Here is a 23,714-nt window from a genome sequence, read left to right as displayed (position 1 = left end):
TTTTTTATCCACAAAAACAACAGGGATTTAACATTAAATTTTATTTACGTTAATTTCGTTATAAATTGGATATGTTATAAAATAACCTAATGAAATTATTGCCATTATGTACTGATTAGTAATTATTAATGATCTTAGCTTTTGATTGTTGTTACATATCGATATGTATTTAATTTTATAACGATTTTACACTAAAGGAACTTCTTATTCCAAAAACGAATATACTTATAACTATATGAAAAATGATAAGAAAAACAGGTTAATTTTTGTCTATAAAATAAACACTATGATGATGATTAAAAATTAATAACAAAAGAAGAGTTGCTAAATTGGTAATGAAAATAAGCTGAAATTAAATATATTAATGTAATCATTTCTTGTTTATGAAATGCAATTTTTAACATTATTTGTGATGTAATATAAAGGTTGATAATATGAAAAAAAGAGTCATCATTATAATTAAAAAATATATTAGAATCTATTTTTAATAATTTTTATTAGAAATTAGAAATAATGAATTATTAATTTTGTATTATTTTAAATATATTGTCTTATAATTTGGTTATTTTTTGTCTCATATGTAATTTATTGATTAATAAGGTTTTAAGTTTTCGCTTTTGCTGTATTGTTGAGATAATGATAATTATTTCTATTTCCTTTATCATTATTAAATAGAGTTTTAATAAATTTAAAATGACGAAATATATAAAAAATAGACATTAAACCTTATATTGCTGAAACGTTTTTACTCACATAAAAGAATAATTTATTTTTTAATGAATTATCGCTTGATAATGATCAAGTCATTATTGTGTCGGAGTGTTAAAAAGGCGGTGTTTTAAAATTATTCCAATTAAAAATCATCATATCAGGAGAGATATATGGCCTTGGGGAATAATGTTTTTTCCCATCATGGTATTAACCGACGCGATTTTATGAAATTGTGTGCTGCGCTGTCAGCTACCATGGGATTAAGCGGCAAAGCTGCCGCAGAAATGTCTGAAGCAATGGCATCACCTGAACGTCCACCCGTTATCTGGATTGGTGCTCAGGAGTGTACTGGGTGTACGGAGTCTTTATTACGAGCAACTCACCCGACTCTGGAAAACCTCGTTCTTGATGTTATCGCACTCGAATATCACGAAGTGCTTTCTGCAGCTTTTGGTGATCAAGCTGAAGAAAATAAACACAATGCGATGGAGAAATATAAAGGTAAGTACGTCCTCGTTGTTGACGGTTCAATCCCAGACAAAGACGGCGGTGTTTACTGTATGGTTGCAGGAAAACCAATTCTTGAGCATATCAAAGAAGCCGCTGAAGGGGCTGCTGCGATTATTGCAATTGGTTCATGTTCTGCATGGGGTGGTGTACCTGCGACTGGGGGCAACCCAACTGGCGCTAAATCGCTGGAAGCTATTTTACCGGGTAAAACCGTTATCAATATTCCAGGATGTCCACCAAACCCACATAACTTCTTAGCAACTGTTGCACATATTATTACTTTCAACAAATTGCCTAAGTTAGATAGCAAAAACAGACCGCTTTTTGCTTATGAGCGTTTAATTCACGAAAACTGTGAACGTCGTCCTCATTTCGATGCGGGTCGTTTTGCTAAAGAATTTGGTGATGAAGGTCATCGTCAAGGCTGGTGTTTATACCATTTAGGCTGTAAAGGCCCTGAAACTTATGGTAACTGCCCAACATTAGAATTCTGCGATGTCGGTGGTGGGATCTGGCCTGTCGGTATCGGTCACCCTTGCTATGGTTGTAACGAAGAAGGTATCGGCTTTACTAAAGGTATTTTCCAATTAGCGAACGTTTATCAGCCAACACCAAAAGCACAAGTACCTGATGTTAATGCAAAAGAAGGTGGTGGTGTTTCTTATGGTGCTGCTGGCTTACTGGGTGCTGTCGTGGGTGCAGTTGCGGGTGTCAGTGTGATGGCTGTGCGTCAATTAGGCCGTGACAAGAATGCCACAGGAGCCTCACAGGAGGATAAACGGTGAATAGGCGTCATTTCTTTAAGCTGGCATCAGGTGGGGTTCTCCTTGCGGGAATGGCACCCACTGCGAGTCATGCTGCGGCGCAGAACCGTCCCCCAATTCCTGGGTCTCTCGGTATGCTCTACGACTCTACACTGTGTGTAGGCTGTCAAGCATGTGTCACAAAATGTCAGGAAATTAATCACCCGGAGCCAATGGAGCGTGGTGATACTTACGCTAATGGTGATCCGATTTGGTCAAACAATGACAAATTAAGTCCTTACACAAATAACATTATTCAAATTTGGCGTGATGGTACTGGTGAAAATAAAGACCAACTGGAAAACGGTTATGCCTTTATTAAGAAACAATGTATGCATTGTGTTGATGCAAACTGCGTTTCTGTTTGTCCTGTTTCTGCGTTAACCAAAGATCCAAAAACCGGTATTGTTCATTATCACGCGGATATCTGTACAGGTTGTCGTTACTGTATGGTGGGATGCCCTTATAACATTCCAAAATACGATTATGATGATCCATTTGGCAAGCTCTATAAATGTGAGCTTTGTAACCAAAAAGGCGTTGAGCGTTTAGATAAAGGCTTATTACCAGGCTGTGTTGAAGTTTGTCCTACTGGTGCAGTTATTTTCGGTACACGCGAAGAGTTGCTGGAAGAAGCAAAACGTCGTTTAGCGAAAAAAGCGGGTGAAGAATATCATTACCCTCGTCAAACCATTAGTGGTGGCGATACTTATCTACATAAAATTCCTGAATATCAAGATCATATCTATGGTGAGTTTGAAGGTGGTGGTACGCAAGTCATGGTACTTTCTGCGGTTCCTTTCGACAATTTAGGAATGCCAGAAGTGGCACCATTATCAACAGGTGCGCGCTCTGAACATATTCAACATACGCTTTATAAAGGCATGGTATTACCAATAGCAGCCCTTGCAGGGATCACCTATTTGGTTAACCGTAATAGTAAAAAACAAGAGCAGGAACACCACAAGGAGGATAACGATGTCGAGTCATGATCCTCGTCCACTTGGCGGTAAGTTATTTACTCTAGCAGTAAGAGTATTTTTACCGCTTGCTGTGCTCGGTTTTATTCTTATTGGTAAGCGTTTGGTATTAGGTCTGGGCGATGTCTCTGATCTGAATGGGGGATATCCTTGGGGTATTTGGATTGCCTTTGACTTATTGATAGGAACAGGCTTTGCATGTGGTGGTTGGGCACTTGCATGGGCTGTTTATGTCTTTAATAAAGGGGAGTTTCACCCATTAGTGCGTCCTGCATTGTTAGCGAGCTTGTTCGGCTATTCATTAGGTGGTTTATCCATCGCTATTGATATTGGTCGTTATTGGAACATGCCTCACTTCTTTATGCCGCAATACTTTAACGTAAACTCAGTGTTGTTTGAAACAGCGACCTGTATGACCATCTATATTATGGTGATGGCATTAGAATTCTTACCTGCGTTGTTAGAACGTTTAGGTTGGAAAGTGTCGTTGAAACGTCTTAACAAAGCGATGTTCTTTATTATTGGTCTTGGTGCTTTACTGCCAACCATGCACCAATCCTCAATGGGATCATTAATGATTTCAGCGGGTTGGAAAGTACATCCACTGTGGCAATCTTATGAGATGTTACCGCTGTTTTCTCTGTTAACTGCTTTCCTACTTGGTTTCACTATCGTTATTTTTGAAGGCTCTTTGCTAAAAGCAAGCCGTACCATGAATGATGATGAAACACCGCTATTTACCAAGTTAACACGCGTGATTGAAGTGTTACTGATTGCTTTCTTGGTATGTCGCTGGGGCGAAGTTATTTGGAACGGTAAACTGAGTTATATCGGAAATGGGGATATGTTCTCGTGGTTATTCATTGCTGAAAGTGCATTGTTATTACTTCCTCTGATTTTGATGCATTTAAATAATAACCGCCGTAGTCCAAAAATGCTGTTTGTTTGTGCTGTATTTATCTTAATCGGCGCAGCAATGTGGCGTATGAACTACTCTTTAGTTGCTTACAATCCAGGCAATGGTTACCACTATTTCCCAACAGCAAGCGAATTGCTGATTTCTATTGGTTTCGTTGCATTTGAAGTAACTGCTTACATTCTTATTATCCGTTTATTGCCGGTTTTACCTGCACAAACAGATTCAAATATACAATTAAAAAAGGCTGAGGTTAAATCATGAGCCAACGCATTACTATTGATCCTATTACCCGTATTGAAGGGCATTTACGCGTCGATTGTGAAATTGATAACGGAAAAGTTGTTAAGGCTTGGTCTTCCGGTACCATGTGGCGCGGAATGGAGGAGATCCTAAAAGGAAGCGATCCTCGTGATGCATGGATTATCGTGCAACGTATCTGTGGTGTTTGTACGACTGTTCACGCGATTGCCTCAGTACGTGCTGTTGAAGACGCATTAGGTATGGATATTCCTGTCAATGCGCAGTATATCCGTAACCTAATTTTAGGTTCACATATCATCCATGACCATATCGTTCACTTCTATCAGCTGTCTGCGATGGACTGGGTTGATATTACTTCTGCATTACAAGCCGACCCTGAAAAAGCATCAGCGATGCTAAAAGGAGTTTCTGAATGGCATCTGAACTCTGCTGAAGAATTCAGAAAAGTACAGAAAAAAATCCAAGGTTTAGTGGATAGCGGTCAGTTAGGTATTTTTGCTAATGGCTACTGGGGTCACTCAGCCATGAAATTACCACCAGAAGTTAACCTGATTGCGGTTGCTCACTATTTGCAAGCACTTGAGTGCCAGCGTGATGCAAACCGTATCGTGGCTATTCTGGGCGGTAAAACACCTCATATCCAAAACTTGGCTGTGGGCGGTGTGGCTAACCCAATTAACCTTGATGCACCAAGTGTTCTTAACTTAGAACGTTTAATGTACGTGAAAAGCTTTATCGACAAACTGGGTGATTTCGTTAACCAAGTTTATAAAGTGGATACTGCTATTTTCGCTGCATATTATCCTGAATGGCTAAAAATCGGTAAAGGCGCTAACTACTATCTGTCTGTACCTGAATTACCAATTAATGGTAATAACACTGAGTTCTTACTTTCTGGTGGTTATATGGAAGGGATTGATTTCTCTACTTATCGCCCAATTAAAGACTGGAAAGATCAGAACCTGAAAGACGGTATTGAAGAAAGTGGTAAACACGCATGGTATGAAGATGATGAACCATTAAAACCATGGGAAGGTTTAACTCGTCCTAAATACACAGGTTGGGATGAGAACAACAAATACTCATGGGTTAAATCACCAACATTCTATGGCAAGCCTGTAGAAGTCGGTACTTTAGCATGGTTAGTGTGTGGTTTAGCAGGTAAGCACGAAGGAACTGTTAGAAACTACAACGACATCAACAAGATCTATACTCAATTAACCAATGAAACACTGGTAACAGAGCAGTTAGAATCTACTTGGGGTCGCATTATTGGACGTACCGTTCACGCGTGTGTATTACAAGAGTCTCTGGCAACGCTATGGCAATCACTGGTTGATAATATTGGTCGTGGTGATACTGCTGCCTTTATTAAACCAGAGTTTGAACCAGGCAAAGAGTATCGTGGTGTTGGTTTTGAAGAAGCCTCTCGCGGTATGTTATCTCACTGGATCGTGTTTAAAGACGGTAAAATCACTAACTATCAGGCAGTCGTTCCATCAACATGGAATGCGGGTCCTCGTAACTTTAATGATGAGCCGGGTCCTTATGAGTTATCTCTTGTTGGTACACCTGTTGCTGATCCGAAAAAACCATTAGAAGTGGTAAGAACTATCCACTCCTTTGACCCATGTATGGCGTGTGCTGTGCATATGGTTGATTTAACAGGTAAAGAACTAAGTAAGGTGAAGGTATTATAATGCGAACTCTCGTCTTAGGTATTGGTAATTTATTACTAAGCGATGAAGGCATTGGTGTTCGTATAGTAGAAGCGCTCGAAGAGCGCTTCTCTTTACCAGAGAACGTCGATGTTATTGATGGTGGCACATCAGGTATGGAAATTTTGCAAGATATCGCTGCAAGAGACCTCCTGATTGTTGCTGATGCGGTAAGAAGTAATCATGAACCAGGTAGTATTTTTGTGTTGCATGATGATGATGTTCCCGCACTTTTTACACAGAAGATCTCGCCTCATCAGCTAGGTTTATCTGATGTATTAATGGCACTGCGTATGACAGATGAATTTCCACGTAAACTTATTTTAGTGGGAATTGAACCTGCATCATTAGAGCCAAGCATGTCACTGTCTGACATTGGTGAGAAATCAATGGAAATTGCACTAGAACATGTGGTGAATATTTTGCGTGAATACGGCATTTCTGTCACACCTAAAGAGGTAACAGCATGAGTGAATTAAGCTGGGATATCATAGGATATGATGAACCGCCTGTTGAGCAACTTGAAACACGTTTTAGTGAAATCGCTGAAAAAGAGATGAGAGGGCTTCCTTTTTATCGCGAAGGCATTCCTGTAAAAGCAGGGGGCTTTACCTTATTTGAAAATCAGTGGATTGGTTCTGTTCTTACTCCTTGGATGCTAGAACTAGTTGTCTTCCCAGGGCCTTCACAAGAATGGCCACATCGAAAAGTCGGTGATCGCATTGGATTAGAATTACCTTGTGGTCAGATTAAATTCGTTGTGGGTGAGCTTACTGATGGTATGCAGTATCTAGCTTGTTCATTAATGTCGCCACTTGATAGACATTTAGCAGCGGAACATGCTGTTGAGTTGGTTGAAAATAGTGTAAAAATGGCTCTTTCTCTTCCTGTTCAGACACAATCCGTAGCAGAAGTTGATTTAAGTCGTCGTTCTCTCTTCCGTGGTCAGTTAAGATCATAGTGTAGAAATTTTACGCGACACTGAGTCACATTCTTCTTATTGAATAGTACAGGAGTCAGAATATGTGTAGCACTTGCGGTTGTGGCGAAGGCAATGTCAGAATTGAAGGCGTAGAGCCTCATTCACATGAGCACCACCATCATCACTCTCATGACCATGATCATCACGACCACGGTCATCATCATGATCACGGCCATCATGGGCATGATCACCATCATGAACACAATGCTACTCCAGCGAATACTGTTCATAAATATATTGATAAGTCTGAACAAAAGCATAAGCATAACTACGAAACACATGGTCAGCCTATCATCGTTCATCACCACTATTACCATAACAGTGGTGATGTTCATCTTCATTTTCATAACGATGCACAGCTAAACGAAACCCCTGTTTTCCATGAACATCATCATGGACATGACGATCATCATGAACACGATCATTCACACAGTCATGACCATTCTCATAGTCATGATCACGACCATGCTCATGATCATAGCCATGAACATTCTCATCACCATTCTCACAGCCACGATCACGATCATGCACATGACCACGATCATGAACACGAGCACGAAGAGCAATTTAGCCCAGTGATTGAAAATCAGAATATGCATTATGGCCAAGGTGAAGCAGGAACACATGCTCCCGGTATTAGCCAAAAGCGTATGCTGAAAATTGAAATGGATGTGCTGGATAAAAATAACCGCATTGCCGTTCATAACCGTGAACATTTTGAACAACAAAATGTGTTGGCATTGAATTTAGTTTCAAGTCCCGGCTCCGGTAAAACGACACTGTTAACACAAACATTAAAACAGTTAGCGCAACGTGTGCCTTGTGCTGTGATCGAAGGCGATCAGCAAACTACAAATGATGCAGATCGTATCCGTGAAACCGGTGTGCCAGCGATCCAAGTGAATACAGGCAAAGGTTGTCACCTTGATGCACAAATGGTGCATGATGCGACACACCAATTAGGCTTACAAGATAACAGCGTTCTCTTTATTGAAAACGTGGGTAACTTAGTTTGTCCTGCCAGTTTTGATCTGGGTGAAAAGCACAAAGTCGCTATTCTTTCTGTCACTGAAGGCGAAGATAAGCCTCTGAAATATCCGCATATGTTTGCTGCGGCTGATTTAATGATTATCAACAAAATTGATTTAGTGCCACATCTGAATATCGACGTTCAAGCTTGCATTGAATCAGCTCGCCGTGTTAATCCAAATATCGAAATCATCGCATTATCAGCAACAACAGGCGAAGGTATGGAAGAGTGGTTAGCTTGGTTGGAGAGTCGTTTATGTGCTTAGGTGTTCCAGCTAAGATTGTTGAGGTGGGCGAAGACGTCCACCAACTCGCTTATGCCGAAGTCAGTGGCGTCAAACGTGCTGTTAATATTTCAATGGTATGTGAAGGCGAACCTAGTGAATTATTAGGCAAATGGGTACTTATTCATGTGGGATTTGCCATGAGCATTCTTGATGAGCAAGAAGCACAAGATACTCTTGATGCATTACAGCATGTCTATGGTGTGACCCTCGAAGAGGCTGATGATGCAGTACGTTGATGAATTTCGTGATCCCGAACTTGCGAAAGCCTTACTAGCCCAAATTCGTGAAACTATTTCACAATGGCCTCACCCTATTAAACGTCCATTACAAATAATGGAAGTGTGCGGTGGGCATACACATGCCATTTTTAAATTTGGTTTAGACCGCTTATTACCCGAAGAAATTGAATTTGTTCACGGGCCGGGTTGTCCTGTTTGTGTATTACCGATGGGACGAATTGATGCGTGTTTAGAAATCGCAGCTCGTCCTGACGTAATTTTCTGTACTTTTGGTGATGCAATGCGAGTACCGGGTCGTAATGGCTCAATGCTTGATGCACGTCGTCGTGGTAGTGATATTCGTATTGTCTATTCACCACTCGATTCACTCAAAATTGCACAAGATAATCCAGACAAACAAGTTGTCTTTTTTGGTTTAGGTTTTGAAACGACAATGCCAAGTACAGCAATGACGCTACAACAAGCGAAATTGCGCGGACTTAAAAACTTTTCTCTGTTCTGTCAGCATATTACTATCGTGCCTACTTTACGTTGCCTACTTGAGCAAGATGATGTCCGCATTGACGGCTTTATTGCACCGGGGCATGTGAGTATGGTGATTGGCTGTACGCCATATCAACCGCTATGTGACGAATTTGAAAAGCCTTTTGTGGTGACAGGATTTGAACCATTAGACTTATTACAAGCTATACTGATGGTCATTAAACAACTTAAAGCAAAAGCAGAAAATACAGATTATGTTTTAAGTATTGAAAACCAATATAGTCGCATTGTACCGAATGAAGGTAATAAGTTGGCTCAAAAAGCACTTAGCGAAGTGTTTATGTTAAAAGAAACCAGTGAATGGCGCGGATTGGGTGAAATCCCAATGTCAGGTATTCAATTAACACCCGCTTATTCTGAGTTTGATGCTGAATTACGTTTTACACCTGCACCGCAGAAAGTGGCTGATAATCCACAATCTCGCTGTGGCGATGTATTAACAGGACGATGCAAACCTTCCGATTGCCCACTCTTTGGTAAAAGTTGTACACCAGAAACGGCATTGGGTGCCTTGATGGTATCATCAGAAGGTGCATGTGCGGCTTATTATCAGTATCGCCGTGAAGGTAATATATGAAACAACCTGATGAAATCACCTTAGCCCAAGGAAATGGTGGGCAAGGTATGCAACAACTTATCGAAGGACTGTTTTTAAAAGCGTTCGATAATCCGTTATTAAATGAAAAAGAAGATCAAGCGCGGATCGCGTTAAATGAGTTAACGACTCTTGGCGATCGTCTTGCATTTAGTACAGACAGCTATGTTATCGATCCCATTATTTTCCCCGGCGGAAATATTGGTAAATTATCTGTTTGCGGTACAGCTAACGATCTTTCTGTCGGTGGTGCGGTTCCTCGTTACCTTTCTTGTGGTTTTATTCTTGAAGAAGGGCTTCCATTTGAAACCCTAGAAACCCTTGTGATGGCGATGGCGAAAGCAGCTGCGCAAGCAGGAATACAGATTGTCACAGGGGATACGAAAGTGGTTCCTCGTGGCGCTGCGGATAAGATCTTTATCAATACTGCGGGTATTGGGGTTATTCCAACGGCAATTAATTGGGCAGCAAGCAATATCAAAGCGGGCGATAAGATCTTAGTGAGCGGTACTATTGGCGATCACGGCGCAACAATCCTAAATCTGCGTGAAAATTTAGGATTAGAAGCAGATCTACAAAGTGACTGCGCTGTTCTTGAGCCAATGATTGCACCTTTACGTCAGATTAAAGGAATTCGCGCCTTACGTGATGCAACACGAGGCGGAGTGACCGCAATTTTACATGAATTTGCTCAAGCCAGTGGTTGTGGCATGAATGTGCATGAAAGCAAATTACCAATGAAACAATCTGTTCGTGGCGTTTGTGAATTATTAGGGCTTGAAGCACTAAATTTTGCTAACGAAGGAAAAATTGTTTTAGTGGTATCACCAGAAGCTGAAGCTCAAGTACTTGAAGCGTTACATCAACATACTTTAGGTAAAGACGCTTGTACGATTGGTGAAGTGACCGAGGATCATTATATTCGGTTAACAGGAATTTTCGGGACTAGCCGTATTCTTGACTTACCTTATAACGAGCCATTACCTCGTATTTGCTAATCACTTATTACCCACTTATAGATTGAATAATCACAAGATTTATAAGTGGGATAAGTTTCCTACCTGTTACAAAAAATTTGTTATAACGCAAATTTCTCTCATTTATCTGAATACTGACTCTTTGATAAAAAAATTATCGGAGTAACATGTTCGGTCAATCCTACTGCGTGGAGAGGGTCTCTCGTAGAGGTAAGCTCTAGGAAAAAACATGTCTTGGTCAGAATTTAAATCCCAGTACCTGATCCGTTTTTGGAAGCCTCTTCCAGCAGTTATCGCGGCAGGTATCTTATCAACTTACTACTTTGGTTTAACCGGCACTTTCTGGGCTGTCACTGGTGAATTTACTCGCTGGGGTGGTCACGTTATGCAATGGTTTGGCGCTCACCCTGAAGAATGGGGTTATTTTAAAATCATCGGTCTTGAAGGTACGCCATTAACGCGTATTGATGGCGTTATGATTATCGGGATGTTTGGAGGTTGTATTATGGCCGCTCTTTGGGCTAACAACGTTAAACTTCGTCATCCTCAACATAAAATTCGTATTCTTCAAGCTGTTCTAGGTGGGATCATCGCCGGTTTTGGTGCTCGTCTAGCTATGGGTTGTAATCTTGCGGCATTCTTTACTGGTATTCCTCAGTTCTCTTTACATGCTTGGTTTTTTGCTGTTGCAACGGCAATCGGCTCTTACTTTGGTGCCAAATTATCATTGATGCCTTTGTTTCGTATTCCGGTAAAACTGCAAAAAGTCAGTCAAGCTTCACCTATCACTCAAGATAAACAACGTGCGAAACGTCGCTTTAGATTGGGAATGGTTATCTTTTTTGCCATGATTGCGTGGTCTTTAATTATTCTCTTTGATTCACCAAAATTGGGTTTCGCTATGTTAGGCGGCATTGGTTTTGGTATTTTAATTGAACGTGCTCAAATCTGTTTTACTTCTGCTTTCCGTGACTTATGGATAACAGGCAGAACCCATATGGCAAAAGCGATTATCATCGGTATGGCGGTGAGTGCGATTGGGATCTTCAGTTATGTTCAGTTAGGTGCCGCACCTAAAATTATGTGGGCAGGTCCGAACGCCGTCATTGGTGGCTTACTTTTCGGTTTCGGTATTGTTCTGGCTGGTGGGTGTGAAACAGGTTGGATGTATCGTGCCGTTGAAGGTCAAATTCACTTTTGGTGGGTTGGGCTTGGTAACGTAATCGGTTCAACATTACTGGCTTATTATTGGGATGATTTTGCCTCTGTGATCGCAACTGATTATGACAAGATTAATTTACTTGATACCTTTGGCCCTGTGGGTGGTTTGGGTGTGACGTATCTGATGCTTGGTCTGTCATTTGCATTATTACTTTGGTGGGAAAAACACTTTTTCCGTAAAAAAGCACAACAAGAAAACGCTATTTCAACACAGCTCAATAAGGAAATCGTATGAGCCAGAAAGACACCATTATTCCTGATTATCGTCTAGATATGGTCGGTGAACCTTGTCCTTATCCTGCGGTGGCAACGCTTGAAGCTATGCCATCACTGAAAAAAGGCGAAATATTAGAAGTGGTGAGTGATTGTCCTCAATCAATCAACAATATTCCACTTGATGCGAAAAATTACGGTTATACCGTGTTAGATATTCAACAAGATGGCCCGACTATCCGTTATTTAATTCAAAAATAATGATCAGATATCTTAGTTGAAATAATCGCAATAAAGACAGTGAGTACAGCAATAAATGCTGACTCGCTGTTTTTATTTTTAAGGTTTTAATATCGGGATAATAAGCTGTATAGCTTGTTGAATTCGAGGGCTAAAATCAGATTTTGGCGTTGGAGGGATTATCCCTAATGCAATTTGACGCAAAGGTTCAGCGATCACCATCGCTAATAAAAGATCACTTAATACTGCATAATCATAATGCCTGATTATTGCGTTTTTTTCTTGTTGTTGTAACCACTGCGTAAGTAGACTACGACCTCTTAATATTCCGCTTCGTTGATATTTTTCCATAAGCATTTCACGGCTAGGAAAGTTTTCTTGCAATAACTTATACAAGCCTACCGCTTTATCATTAAGCACTGTTTGAGTCATGCTGTTTAAATGTTGTGATAACAACAGGGTAAACTCGTCAAAATCAGTTGCCTTATCATGAAAAATAGCGACGAAATTGTCAGTCCATGACAACACAATTTGTTCCACTAAGTCTTCTTTATCTTTGATAAAACGATAAATCGTTTTTTTGGCAATGCTTGCCTGTTTTGCAATGGCATCAATGGTTGTTGCGCTGTAACCCTGCTCTAAAAGTAAACTCATGGTCGCTTCATATATTTCTTGGCGGATCTCTTCTTCAGGGCGGGCAGGGCGTCCTCGTTTTTGATTAATCTTGCTGTCTGTCATTTTTTAGCCTCTTTTTTAGTTGATTTTATCACTCTTTAGAGATAAAACAATTAGGAAACGAGATGCGTTTCTTAATTGTTTGGAGTTGAGAAAATGAAAAAACAAACATTGCATTTACCTTGGGCTTTAAATGACATTAATGAACTTTTATCACCCGCACCATTACGCTTAGAAATGGGAATTGAAAGGGATGATGCCGGGCATTTGACGGTCGCAGTACGTACCGATTTGCATGGTTGTAAAGGCAAGATGCTAGAGTGGTGGTTTACCTTTTTTGAAACATCACAACATATTCGCTGGTGGCATCCCCATGATCATGTTGCTCACAATGGTTGGGATGATAAATGGATCAAAGGAAAAAATTATATCGGGGCATCAATTAAGGCGGTTGAATCTTTAGGGGATATTCCACCCGTTGGAGCACAACTTAAATTCCATGACGCGAAAGATTTTTTTGATAACACATTATTAGAAGAAGCCTATAAAACAGGCGCACTTTCTGGTGCGGTATGTGCCACTATTGGTTTTGGCTCTGATGTGAAAACAGATGAAAATGGCGATCCTACCGACGGTAAAATGGTGCATTTAACGCGAGATACGGATTGGGGATGTGTATTAAGAAGCCGTTTTTATTTAGGTCACTCATTAGAAAATCCAGCAGTAGAATTACCAGACGAGATAGCTTTTGGGTTATTGCAGCACTGTTATAATGAGTTTACTTATCTTTCACGCTTCTTGCCGTCATTGTATTACGGTGAGCATGCGAATGGGGAGAAGGGGGCGTTGCCTTGGTAGTAACAATATTCGTCATACTTCAAGCTGTAGCGTTGTTGACGGTATTCATTCGCACTAGTCACAAACAATACTCGTCATACTTCAAGCTGTAGCGTTGTTGACGGTATTTACTCGCACTAGTCACATACTATTGTATGCTCCTAGCGACTCGTTCATTTGTCGCCTAGCTACATTTTGAATTATTTAGAGTATTCAATAGGGTATAAAGAGTAGAAGAAGACAAAAATAGAAGAATAAGAGAGTAAAAGAATAAAAGAGTGTGTGAGAGAGTAACTTCGAGCAGATCAGTGGTTGGACTGATCTGCTTGTTGTATTTTATTCGCAGATTACTCTGCTTCGCCGCCGAGGACTTCGGTGACGCGTTCAATTAAGGCGCTTAATTCACCCGTCATTAAAACAAAGTCGGCATCAAAGCGTTGGGCAAAATCGGCTTTATCGATATCGTCATTTTGCTCACGTAAAGTTTCACTGAATTTAATGCGTTTGATAGAACCATCATCACAAAGCATAAATTGCAGGCGATCTTCCCAATCTACAGAAAGTTTAGTGACAAATTTACCCGCTTCGATATGTGTCGCAATTTCGTCAGAAACTAATTCTTGTTTCTTACAACGAATAACGCCACCTTCATCTAACACCGCTTTTAGCTCTGCTTCATCCATTAAGGTAAAGCCAGCAGGAAGCTCTCCAGAGCGTACCCACTCTGTCATTTTTAACTCAACGGATTCATTAAAGTTTAGTGGAATAACCGGTAATGAACCTAAGGTTTTACGTAGCAACGCTAAGTTATCTTCGGCGCGTTTTGCACTGCCTGAATCAACAATAACTAGCTGTTTTTCTAAATCCAGCCAGATGAAAGTCTGTGAGAATTTACTAAATGCACGAGGAAGCAGAGTGTGTACCACTTCATCTTTTAAGGTGGCTTTCTCTGTTTTTTTCAGTTTACGACCTTGTTCACCTTCAAGTTTTTCAACTTTGTCTTGTAGTGCTTGCTTAATGACTGTCGCAGGTAAGATTTTGTCTTCTTTTCGTGCGCACATCATGACTTGTTTACCAGTCACATGGATAAGCGCTTCACCACGATCGCCCATTGGAGAAACCCAACCTGTTCGAGTCATATCTTGGCTACTACAAGGTGTGAATGCCAATGAAGCAAGCTGTTGTTCTAACTCATCCATTGACAGTGCTATCTCTTTATTTAAGCGATAGACCAAAATATTTTTAAACCACAGCATCTGACATTCCCCTTAATCATTATTTACCGCAATATGATACTGAATGTTTAGGGTATCTAAAAGGTAATATCCCCTAAAAGAAAACCAATACAGAGTTATTTAATAAAAAGATAAAAAAGCTGAAACGAATAATTAGTAAATCTACTATATGATAATGAGTTTTATTCTTATTTGTGTTGAGTTAATTAAGAATATTGATAATGAAATAACATGATTTTTAGTACAAACCATTATGTGATAATAATCACATAATTTTATTTTTATACCCTTTTTTGTTTACAAACTGAAATCACTTTCAGATTTATCCCTGCATTAATTTACAAAACAAAAATATTCCTGACACTCTCATGTGATAATTATCACAAAATTAGGAAAATGTGAGAGGGTGTTTTTCACAATTATAAGAGTGATTATGATCACAAATTTTGATATTTTTTTTTCAAATATCGATAAAAGAGCACGATTGGCCTTTTTATATTAACCATGGTAATAGTTTAGGTTTTGTAATGTTTAATTCGATTATGTTGTTACTTGTACGTATTGATTAGATATTGTGATTGAATAGTATTCTTGTGCTTCTCTTTTTGATATTTGTAGATAATTATTCTTTTTATGATGGTCTGCTACTCGTTACCACTAGTTAAATTGTATTTAAATTCGACTTTGCCTTTATTTAAATAAGAAATAAATATAAAGATAAAAAATTATTAATTAGGAATAACAATATACAAATCTTTAGTGTTATTTATTTAGTGGTTAAAATTAATACTTCCTTTTAAATATATTAAATAGGGAGATAAATTTTTTATTAGCAAAAAAAAGAGTCTTATAAAGAAATGAAATATAAAAGAAAAATCCAAAAGTACTATTTTTTAAAAGTTGATTAAGTTCAAAAAACACGTATCTTTACCTTTAATTGTGATACCTATCACTTGGGTATGTAACCATGAAAATGCACATTGGTGTAATTGTGGGCTACATCACGAAAGTAGGGCTTTTTTTTGAGTAACATGCCATCGAAAACTCAACGACCTATTTCTTTTCCTGACAGAAATAAAAGCAATGCCCTTATTTAAAATATAATGAGGATATTATTTTTGTGTCTTATTGGTGATTACGTCTGTGTCAAGGAAATTAAAACCTTTAAGAAAATTTTGTAGAGTCATAATTAGTAGCTATAAAAATTATCAATTGTGAGAGCGATTTTCTTTTTCGAAATTCGTGGCAGAGATCTTTTGTCTGAATCTCAGGTCAACTATATACGGCGGTATTATTTTTGACCTTAAAGAAAATCATAAAACTATAGAAAATAGATGGGTATTTTAATCATGAAAAGCTTGAAGCCTCTAGCAGCACTGGTTGGTTTGTTGGTTCTTTCTGGATCTGCAAACGCAGTAAACGTGTATAACGATAAAGGTACACGTTTTGATGTAAACGGTCAGTTCCGTTTAAAAACGCAAGTGACTAGCAAAGATCACGAAATGCGTATGCGTGATGACGGTAGCCGTATCGGTTTCTTTGGTTCACACGAACTGACTAACGATATCAAAGTATTTGGTAAATTAGAGTGGGGTTCAGATACCCAAAAAACTAATAGTGATAACAAATATACCAACTTTGATATGTTCAACCGTGTGGGTTATGTCGGTTTCTCTCATCGTGATTATGGTCAAATCCAATTTGGTCGTACCTATATTCCGATCGACTGGGTGAAAAAATCAAGCTATGGCTACGGTAACACAGGTGTATTCTACTTTAGTGATGTATTAAGTCGTTCTGTTGGTAGTCAAAGTAATGGTGTTGGTAAAAACAACTTTATGACCCGTTTACCACAGACTATCTTTATTGAAACTAACCGTTATGAAGGCTTTAAATTAGCTGCAACTGTAACAGGTAAAGATGGTAAAGATGAGAAAGACGGTAAACCAGGTGATCGTAAACAAGGCGATATTCGTAATGCTTACTCTATTGTTGGTTTCTATAAATCAACTTTCGGTTTAGAGTTTGATGGTGGGTACTCATCAGCGACGGGTGAACAAAACTTCTATGATGGTCCTAACAAAGGTAAGCAACCAGAGAACAGTATTTTAGCTTTCGGTGCTGAATACTTCTTCCCAGGTCGTGAATTTTCTATCGGTTTAGACTATGGTCAATCTCGTGCTAAAAACTCAAGCAACGTAGTTGCTCAAGGTACAGCACCAACTAGTTCATATTCAGTCAAAGGTGATTGGAAAGCTGATCTGTATGGTGTTGGTGTGAAATGGCATTGGGATCGTATCGAAAGTGGTATGTATGCGGGTTACTACCTGCGTGATGGTGATGCTAACACATACAACTATAAGAAAGAGACTTATACTGTAGGTGTAGATAAACGTTTTGCGGTATCTAAATACAACAACTTACGTTTATTCGCTGAAATGGCATACGATGATGCTCGTAGTGATAGCGAAGCGTATAAAGATACTAAACAATATATCTTCGAAACAGGTATGCGTCTGTACTTCTAGTCCTTTCAAAGAGACTGTTTAACAGAAGTAACGAAAGGAGAGCCATTTTGCTCTCCTGTTAACCAATATATAAGGGGTGTGTAATGGTTAAGAATGTGTTGAAAATTTCAACATTAGCAATGTTTGTCGCATTCAACGTGAATGCTGCAACAGTCGATCTTCGTATTATGGAGACGTCTGATGTTCACAGTAACTTAATCGACTTTGACTACTTCAAAGACAAACCAACAGAACAGTTTGGTTATGTCCGTACTGCTAATTTAATTAAAGCAGCAAAAGCTGAAGCAACCAATGCGATTTTAGTTGATAACGGCGACTTGATCCAAGGTAGCCCGCTGGCTGACTATCAAGCAGCTAAAGGCTTAGAAAAAGGCGAATCTCATCCAGCTCACCAACTGATGAACACCATGGGCTACACAGTAGGTAACTTTGGTAACCATGAGTTTAACTATGGTTTAGATTACCTGAAAAAAGCCATTGCCGGTGCTAAATTCCCTTACATCAACGCCAACGTGATGGATGCGAAAACAGGCAAAAACTATTTCACACCTTATATCATTGTTGATACACCAGTAAAAGATCGTGATGGTAAAGAACACACTATCAAGATTGGTTATATCGGCTTCGTACCACCACAGATCTTAATCTGGGATAAAGCCAATCTGGATGGTAAGGTCGTTGTAAACGATATTACAGAAACAGCGAAAAAATTCGTCCCTCAAATGAAAAAAGAGGGTGCTGATCTGATTGTGGCTATTCCTCACTCTGGTTTTGCGTCAGAGCCGTACAAAGCAATGGCTGAAAACTCTGTTTATTATTTAAGCGAAGTTGAAGGTATCAATGCAATCATGTTCGGTCACGCTCACGGCGTATTCCCAAGCAAAGAATTTGAAGGCATTAAAGGTGTAGATACAGCGAAAGGTACCGTAAACGGTGTTCCTGCTGTTATGCCTGGTCAATGGGGTGATCACTTAGGTGTCGTTGATATGGTTATCAATAACGACAGCGGTAAATGGGTGATGACTGAAGCAACAGGTGAAGCGCGTCCTATCTTTGATAAAGCAAACAAAAAAGCATTAGTTGAACGTGATGCTGAATTAGCTCAAATCATCGAAAAAGCACACCAAGGTACCCGTGATTTCGTGGGTAAACACATTGGTAAAGCTTCTGCCAACATGTACAGCTTCTTAGCATTAGTACAAAGCGATCCAACTGTACAAATCGTTAATGATGCACAAGTTGATTACACCAAACACTTTATTCAAGGTGATCCGAACTTAGACGGTTTACCAGTATTAGGTGCAGCTGCGCCATTTAAAGCGGGTGGTCGTAAAAATGCACCAGCAGACTTCGTAGAAGTTGAAAAAGGTGACTTAACATTCCGTAACGCGGCAGACTTATATCTGTATCCAAACACATTAGTGGTTGTTAAAGCGACCGGTGCTGATGTTGTTGAGTGGTTAGAATGTTCAGCAGGTATGTGGAACCAAGTTGATCCTAATTCAACTAAACCACAAGAACTGATCAACTGGGATGGTTTCCGTACTTATAACTTCGACACCATTAGCGGTGTGAACTATAAAGTTGACTTAACTCAACCAGCTAAATATGACGTTGATTGCCAAGTGGTTAACAAAGGTGCGAATCGTATCAAAGAAGTGACTTACGAAGGCAAACCAATCGATCCTAAAGCAACATTCCTGATCGCAACAAATAACTACCGTGGATACGGCGGTAAATTTGCAGGTACTGGTGAAGCGAATATTGCGTTTGCATCTCCAGATGAAAACCGTGCGATTTTAGCTTCTTACATTGCTAAGCAAACTAAAGAAAAAGGTGAAGTTGCGACTAAAGCTGCTAACAACTGGTCATTCTTACCTATTAAGACTGATAAAGCGTTAGATGTACGTTTTGAAACTTCTCCAAGTGAAAAAGCTGCTGCGTTTATTAAAGATTTTGCTCAGTATCCAATGACCTTCGTGGAAAATGATGAAATCGGTTTTGCAATTTACAAAATCGATTTAACTGAGAAGAAATAAGCTATTAAACCTGCCCATTCAGGGCAGGTTTTTCTTACCTTTTTTGAACCAAGAGAGTAGATTTAATTGCTCTTTAAGGGGATTTTATGCGCTTTATGAAGCTATTACCTGCTGCTTTTGCTTTAGTGCTAGCAGGATGTGCAACGCAAGCACCTGAAATTACAGAACCATTAAAACCTCAAGCTAAATTAGTTGAAGGCGTATCTTGTATTTTACCTGATGCTCCAACAGCACCTTACGACTACATTGCTTCTAATGATCGCTATGGTCAAAACAGCACAGCATCAACAGATTACTTTAAGTTAGCGATTAACTACTCACCGGCTTTTTGTGATTACAAAAGCAATAATATTAAACGTTTAAATAACGATAATGAAAAAGATCGTGCAAAACGTGAGTACGATAAATTTGAAATCCAGTGCTTCTCTGACAACAAATTTGGCTGGATTGTTCATGGGCTGTGGGCTGAAACCTGTGATGGTAAATCATGGGAAGAGTGCCGCGATTGGAAAGACATACGCAAGCATCCTCGTTTATGTAAAGGCGATTTACCACCTTTAGAATACTCTGCTATCAAACCTTATCTGTGTGATTCTCCAGGTATCGACTTGTTACAAGGTGAATGGGAAAAACACGGTGTGTGTGCGTTTGATACACCAGATGCATTCTTTGGTAAACAAAAAGAGTTGTATGAAGCGTTAGTATTACCAGAAGGCCGTCCTTCAAACAGTGCATTGATTAAGTTCTTAAAAGAACATAATCCATCACTGAAGGACAAAGAAATTCAAATTAATCGAGATGAATTCTATATCTGTTATAGCAAAGATTTCGAAGTAATTGATTGTCCGAAACGTGAATTTTGATCTTAGGGATAAATTTTAAATGAATCATAAATACAAACTCGTTGCACTTGCAGTAAGCTCAGTCTTATTAGCAGGTTGTGCAAAAAACTACGACGAAGCTAATGTTGTTGATGTGCGTGTTATCGCAATGAACGACTTCCACGGCGCACTGAAAGCACCAGAAGGTAAATCTGGTGGTATCGAGCACATGGCTACGTTAATTAAAGAAATGAAGAAAGATAACCCGAACAACATCGTTGTTGCGGCGGGTGATATGGTTGGTGCAAGCCCACTGTTATCTTCAATGTTCCATGATGAGCCTTCAATTGAAGCATTATCATTAGCGGGCTTAGAAGCAACTTCTGTGGGTAACCACGAATTTGATAAAGGCATGGGCGAGTTACTGCGTAAACAAAACGGTGGTTGCCACCCAGTAACTGGTTGCCAAGGTCCAACTGAGTTTAAAGGTGCAGATTTCCAATACTTAGCGGCTAACGTTATTGTTAACGAAACTGGCAAAACTTTATTCCCAGAATACGTTATTAAAGAATTCAACGGTATTCCTGTTGCGTTCATCGGTTTAACTTTAGAAGGTACAGCGGCTATCGTAACTCCTAAAGGAACTGAAGGTTTAAGCTTCCACAATGAAGCAAAAACGATCAACGCATTAGTACCACAATTAAAAGCGAAAGGCGTTCAAGCAATTGGTGTTCTGATCCACGAAGGTGCTGCACAGCGTCGTGATGGTGGCCCAGTTAATATCAACGCATGTAATGGTATTACAGGTAAAGTACTGGGCGTTGTTGAGCAATTAGATCCAGCAATTGACTTCGTTGTTACTGGTCATACTCACCAAGCTTACAACTGTACTATCAACGGTAAATCAGTGACATCTGCGCAATCTAACGGTGCAATGTTAACGCGTATCGACCTGAAATTAGATAAAACAACGAAAGACGTTGTAGATATCAATGCAAAAAATATTTGGGTTGATAACCGTAAATATGAAAAAGATCCAGCAGTTAGCAAACTGTTAGAAGCTTACGAAAAAATTGCTACCCCATTAGCTAACCGTATTATCGGTAAGTTAGAAGGTAATTTAACTAAGCAAACTAACGATGCGGGTGAGTCTGGATTAGGTCAAGTGATCGCAGATGCACATCTGTATACTGCAAAACCTAAAGAAATGGGTGGCGCACAAATCGGTTTAATGAACGGCGGTGGTATCCGTGCTGATATGAAAGGCGGCGACGTCTCTTATAACGCAATCTACACTATACAGCCATTCTCTAACGTACTGTTAACTCAAACGTTAACGGGTGAACAAATTAAACGCCTGTTAGAACAACAATGGGATCGTTCACGTCCACAAGTGTTAGCGGTTTCAGGTAACTTCCAGTACACATGGGATAGTAAAGCTTCTAATGGTAACCGTGTTATCGTTGAATCAATGAAAATTGATGGCAAACCAGTAGACATGAAAGCGAATTACCGTGTTGTTGCTAACGAATACTTAGCAACAGGTGGTAGTAACTTCTCTGTACTGAAAGAAGGTAAAGATCCAGTTTACAGCGTGCCAGATGTTGATGCAGTCGTGAAATACTTTGCTGAGCAGTCTCCAATTGCTCAACCAAAAGCAAATAACATCACACGTAAATAACGTATTTTCATACGCCTTGTGAAAATCGCACCTTTTACTTCGGTAAAGGGTGCGTAAATAAATAAAGAGAGCAAAGTGTTGAACACAAAGGGTCCATCCCTACCTTTGTATTCATTGCGCACTTTGCTCTTTTTTTATTAGTGTATTTTAAATATGATGGAATTTATTGTTGCTTAACGCGATAAAATGTCGCATTATGTGAATAAGATCTTTAATTAAGTAAACCTATAAACCTATAAACCTATAAACCTATAAACCTATAAACCTATAAACCTATAAACCAGATGGCTTGGAGTGTAAAGCATGGCTATTTCCGTAAGACTAGATGAAGACTTTGTGTCTGATGCTAAAATTCATGCGGAAGCGAAAAGCAGAAGTGTTCCTAAACAAATTGAGCACTGGGCTAAAATAGGGCGTATAGCTGAAGATAACCCTGATCTGCCATATAGCTTTATCGAAGAATTGTTACTGGCACAGGCGGAAGTCGAAAACAAAAAGGTTTCTCGATATGTCCGAACCACAAAAAGAGATTGATGTTTATCAGTCGGCTCGATTTGAAAAGGCAATGAAAAAATTGCCTGAATCAGATGTAAAAATTATTGAAGATGAAATTGATCAAATAATTGATAATCCATTGATTGGTGAGCAGAAAAAGGGTGATCTTGCTTATCTTAGAGTACACAAATTTAGGCTTAATGAATTAACTGTACTACTAGGTTATTCGTGGATAGCCAACAAAGTTGAGCTATATCTACTGCATATAGGGTCTCATGAAAATTTCTATGATGCTCAGAAAAAACAGCGAAAAACCGATTTGAAATTAATTAAATCATAAAAGAATGGTGGCATAAGGCCACCATTCTTGCTTTGTGGGAATGTAATAAAAAAAAGCCCACAGTGGCTGTGGGCAAGGAATGAAAGTAAAAAAGAGGGTATTATTGCTAGGGTCTTTTGTCAGATGTCTGTTCTAACACTTATTTGAAGATTTTAAAGCGTGAATCATCTTCCATATAATTCTTCTCGCCAGCCTCTTGTTCAATCGAACCAAAGACCATTTGAGCTCTTAATTTCCATGTTTTTGGCAGATCCCAAGTTGCATGAACTTCATCATCAATAATTGGGTTGTAGTGTTGTAATGAAGCACCTACGTTCTCTGCTGCTAATGCAGTCCAAACAGAAAGTTGCGCCATACCACTTGCTTGTTCTGACCATACAGGGAAGTTATCCGCATACAGAGGGAATTGCTCTTGAAGACCTTTTACGATATCTGTGTCTTCAAAATACAGAATTGAACCCGCACCTGCGGCGAAGCTATCAATTTTTGCTTCAGTTGCACTAAATGCTTCTGCGGGTACTAATTTTCTCAGTGTATTTTTAACGATATCCCACAGTTTTTGATGTTGTTCACCAAACAAAACAACAACACGAGATGTCTGTGAGTTAAATGCTGTTGGGCTCTCTTTAACCGCTTCTTTGATAATCGCAGTGACTCTGTCTTCGCTAATTGGAAGTTGATTACCTAAATGATAAATTGTTCTACGTTTTTTCATTAAATCAGTAAATGCGTTAGACATGATTGTCTCCTTGATAAATTTAAGCGCTTAAAGCGTGTCTTAGCTTGAGCTAATCTATGGACATACTATAGGGCTTAGCAGTGATTTATTGATATA

At 39.3% G+C, this 23,714-nt stretch carries 22 protein-coding genes; 19 read left to right on the top strand and 3 right to left on the bottom strand.

The genetic code is table 11. The features are described from left to right. Positions 1 to 881: 881 nt before the first annotated feature. The 12 genes from hybO (at position 882) to yedF (ending at position 12,249) form a co-directional block, all read left to right on the top strand. Positions 882 to 2,006 (top strand): hydrogenase 2 small subunit, encoded by a 1,125-nt coding sequence (gene hybO / locus ABN236_RS05580; RefSeq protein WP_075674248.1) that lies wholly within the window; start codon positions 882 to 884, stop codon positions 2,004 to 2,006. Beyond that, positions 2,003 to 3,016, top strand: a complete 1,014-nt coding sequence (gene hybA, locus ABN236_RS05575; RefSeq protein WP_036911746.1) for a hydrogenase 2 operon protein HybA — start codon at positions 2,003 to 2,005, stop codon at positions 3,014 to 3,016. Before hybO ends, hybA begins: the two co-directional genes overlap by 4 nt. Then, entirely contained in the window at positions 3,003 to 4,184 is a 1,182-nt protein-coding gene (gene hybB, locus ABN236_RS05570) for a Ni/Fe-hydrogenase cytochrome b subunit (protein WP_088493734.1), read from the top strand. Before hybA ends, hybB begins: the two co-directional genes overlap by 14 nt. Beyond that, positions 4,181 to 5,884, top strand: coding sequence for a hydrogenase 2 large subunit (gene hybC, locus ABN236_RS05565; RefSeq protein WP_194951836.1), 1,704 nt, complete (start codon positions 4,181 to 4,183; stop codon positions 5,882 to 5,884). Before hybB ends, hybC begins: the two co-directional genes overlap by 4 nt. After that, positions 5,884 to 6,372, top strand: a complete 489-nt coding sequence (locus tag ABN236_RS05560) for a HyaD/HybD family hydrogenase maturation endopeptidase (protein ID WP_006535184.1) — start codon at positions 5,884 to 5,886, stop codon at positions 6,370 to 6,372. The genes hybC and ABN236_RS05560 overlap by 1 nt, the downstream gene beginning before the upstream one ends. Beyond that, on the top strand, positions 6,369 to 6,863 hold the full coding sequence (gene hybE, locus ABN236_RS05555; protein WP_088493732.1) for a hydrogenase-2 assembly chaperone: 495 nt from the start codon (positions 6,369 to 6,371) through the stop codon (positions 6,861 to 6,863). The genes ABN236_RS05560 and hybE overlap by 4 nt, the downstream gene beginning before the upstream one ends. 62 nt (positions 6,864 to 6,925) lie before the next feature. After that, complete coding sequence (hypB, locus tag ABN236_RS05550; RefSeq protein WP_088493731.1) at positions 6,926 to 8,179, top strand: hydrogenase nickel incorporation protein HypB; 1,254 nt, start codon at positions 6,926 to 6,928, stop codon at positions 8,177 to 8,179. Beyond that, the gene (hybG, locus tag ABN236_RS05545; protein WP_006535180.1) at positions 8,170 to 8,436 is read left to right on the top strand and encodes a hydrogenase maturation factor HybG; all 267 of its coding nucleotides are present in this window, start codon (positions 8,170 to 8,172) and stop codon (positions 8,434 to 8,436) included. The genes hypB and hybG overlap by 10 nt, the downstream gene beginning before the upstream one ends. Continuing rightward, the gene (gene hypD, locus ABN236_RS05540) at positions 8,423 to 9,559 is read left to right on the top strand and encodes a hydrogenase formation protein HypD (RefSeq protein ID WP_075674243.1); all 1,137 of its coding nucleotides are present in this window, start codon (positions 8,423 to 8,425) and stop codon (positions 9,557 to 9,559) included. The genes hybG and hypD overlap by 14 nt, the downstream gene beginning before the upstream one ends. Then, a complete protein-coding gene (gene hypE, locus ABN236_RS05535) occupies positions 9,556 to 10,575 on the top strand; it encodes a hydrogenase expression/formation protein HypE (RefSeq protein WP_088493730.1) in 1,020 nt (339 codons plus the stop codon). Before hypD ends, hypE begins: the two co-directional genes overlap by 4 nt. Positions 10,576 to 10,783: 208 nt before the next feature. Continuing rightward, the gene (gene yedE, locus ABN236_RS05530; protein WP_088493729.1) at positions 10,784 to 12,010 is read left to right on the top strand and encodes a selenium metabolism membrane protein YedE/FdhT; all 1,227 of its coding nucleotides are present in this window, start codon (positions 10,784 to 10,786) and stop codon (positions 12,008 to 12,010) included. After that, positions 12,007 to 12,249, top strand: a complete 243-nt coding sequence (yedF, locus tag ABN236_RS05525; protein WP_006535172.1) for a sulfurtransferase-like selenium metabolism protein YedF — start codon at positions 12,007 to 12,009, stop codon at positions 12,247 to 12,249. The genes yedE and yedF overlap by 4 nt, the downstream gene beginning before the upstream one ends. A 78-nt stretch (positions 12,250 to 12,327) precedes the next feature. Here the strand turns inward: yedF and ABN236_RS05520 are convergent, their stop codons facing one another. Further along, complete coding sequence (locus ABN236_RS05520) at positions 12,328 to 12,966, bottom strand: TetR/AcrR family transcriptional regulator (RefSeq protein ID WP_088493728.1); 639 nt, start codon at positions 12,964 to 12,966, stop codon at positions 12,328 to 12,330. Between the two features lie 93 nt (positions 12,967 to 13,059). Between ABN236_RS05520 and ABN236_RS05515 the strand changes: the two genes are divergently transcribed. Then, positions 13,060 to 13,761 (top strand): DAPG hydrolase family protein, encoded by a 702-nt coding sequence (locus ABN236_RS05515; protein ID WP_349473540.1) that lies wholly within the window; start codon positions 13,060 to 13,062, stop codon positions 13,759 to 13,761. 326 nt (positions 13,762 to 14,087) lie between these two features. Here ABN236_RS05515 and rdgC read toward each other — a convergent pair whose 3' ends face one another. Then, the gene (rdgC, locus tag ABN236_RS05510) at positions 14,088 to 14,996 is read right to left on the bottom strand and encodes a recombination-associated protein RdgC (RefSeq protein WP_349473539.1); all 909 of its coding nucleotides are present in this window, start codon (positions 14,994 to 14,996) and stop codon (positions 14,088 to 14,090) included. Positions 14,997 to 16,324: 1,328 nt separating this feature from the next. Between rdgC and ABN236_RS05505 the strand changes: the two genes are divergently transcribed. The 6 genes from ABN236_RS05505 (at position 16,325) to ABN236_RS05480 (ending at position 22,879) form a co-directional block, all read left to right on the top strand. Further along, the gene (locus tag ABN236_RS05505) at positions 16,325 to 17,503 is read left to right on the top strand and encodes a porin (protein ID WP_349473538.1); all 1,179 of its coding nucleotides are present in this window, start codon (positions 16,325 to 16,327) and stop codon (positions 17,501 to 17,503) included. Between the two features lie 83 nt (positions 17,504 to 17,586). Next, on the top strand, positions 17,587 to 19,542 hold the full coding sequence (locus ABN236_RS05500; RefSeq protein ID WP_088493724.1) for a bifunctional 2',3'-cyclic-nucleotide 2'-phosphodiesterase/3'-nucleotidase: 1,956 nt from the start codon (positions 17,587 to 17,589) through the stop codon (positions 19,540 to 19,542). An 86-nt stretch (positions 19,543 to 19,628) separates the two neighbouring features. Next, entirely contained in the window at positions 19,629 to 20,405 is a 777-nt protein-coding gene (locus ABN236_RS05495; RefSeq protein WP_069368615.1) for a ribonuclease T2 family protein, read from the top strand. Between the two features lie 19 nt (positions 20,406 to 20,424). Then, positions 20,425 to 22,044 carry a bifunctional metallophosphatase/5'-nucleotidase gene (locus tag ABN236_RS05490; protein WP_349473537.1) on the top strand — a complete coding sequence of 540 codons (1,620 nt, stop codon included), beginning with the start codon at positions 20,425 to 20,427 and terminating at the stop codon, positions 22,042 to 22,044. Between the two features lie 303 nt (positions 22,045 to 22,347). Continuing rightward, entirely contained in the window at positions 22,348 to 22,578 is a 231-nt protein-coding gene (locus ABN236_RS05485) for a ParD-like family protein (protein ID WP_004245167.1), read from the top strand. Beyond that, on the top strand, positions 22,553 to 22,879 hold the full coding sequence (locus tag ABN236_RS05480) for a type II toxin-antitoxin system RelE/ParE family toxin (RefSeq protein WP_196532323.1): 327 nt from the start codon (positions 22,553 to 22,555) through the stop codon (positions 22,877 to 22,879). The genes ABN236_RS05485 and ABN236_RS05480 overlap by 26 nt, the downstream gene beginning before the upstream one ends. A 139-nt stretch (positions 22,880 to 23,018) precedes the next feature. On the opposite strand, the gene ABN236_RS05475 is transcribed toward ABN236_RS05480, so the two are convergent. Further along, positions 23,019 to 23,618, bottom strand: coding sequence for a nitroreductase family protein (locus tag ABN236_RS05475; RefSeq protein ID WP_349473536.1), 600 nt, complete (start codon positions 23,616 to 23,618; stop codon positions 23,019 to 23,021). Positions 23,619 to 23,714 lie beyond the last annotated feature (96 nt).

Origin of the sequence: Proteus sp. fly-1013 (genome assembly GCF_040140245.1) — a bacterium.
GTDB lineage: Bacteria > Pseudomonadota > Gammaproteobacteria > Enterobacterales > Enterobacteriaceae > Proteus > Proteus mirabilis_B.
This window is presented reverse-complemented; position numbering and strand designations above follow the sequence as displayed.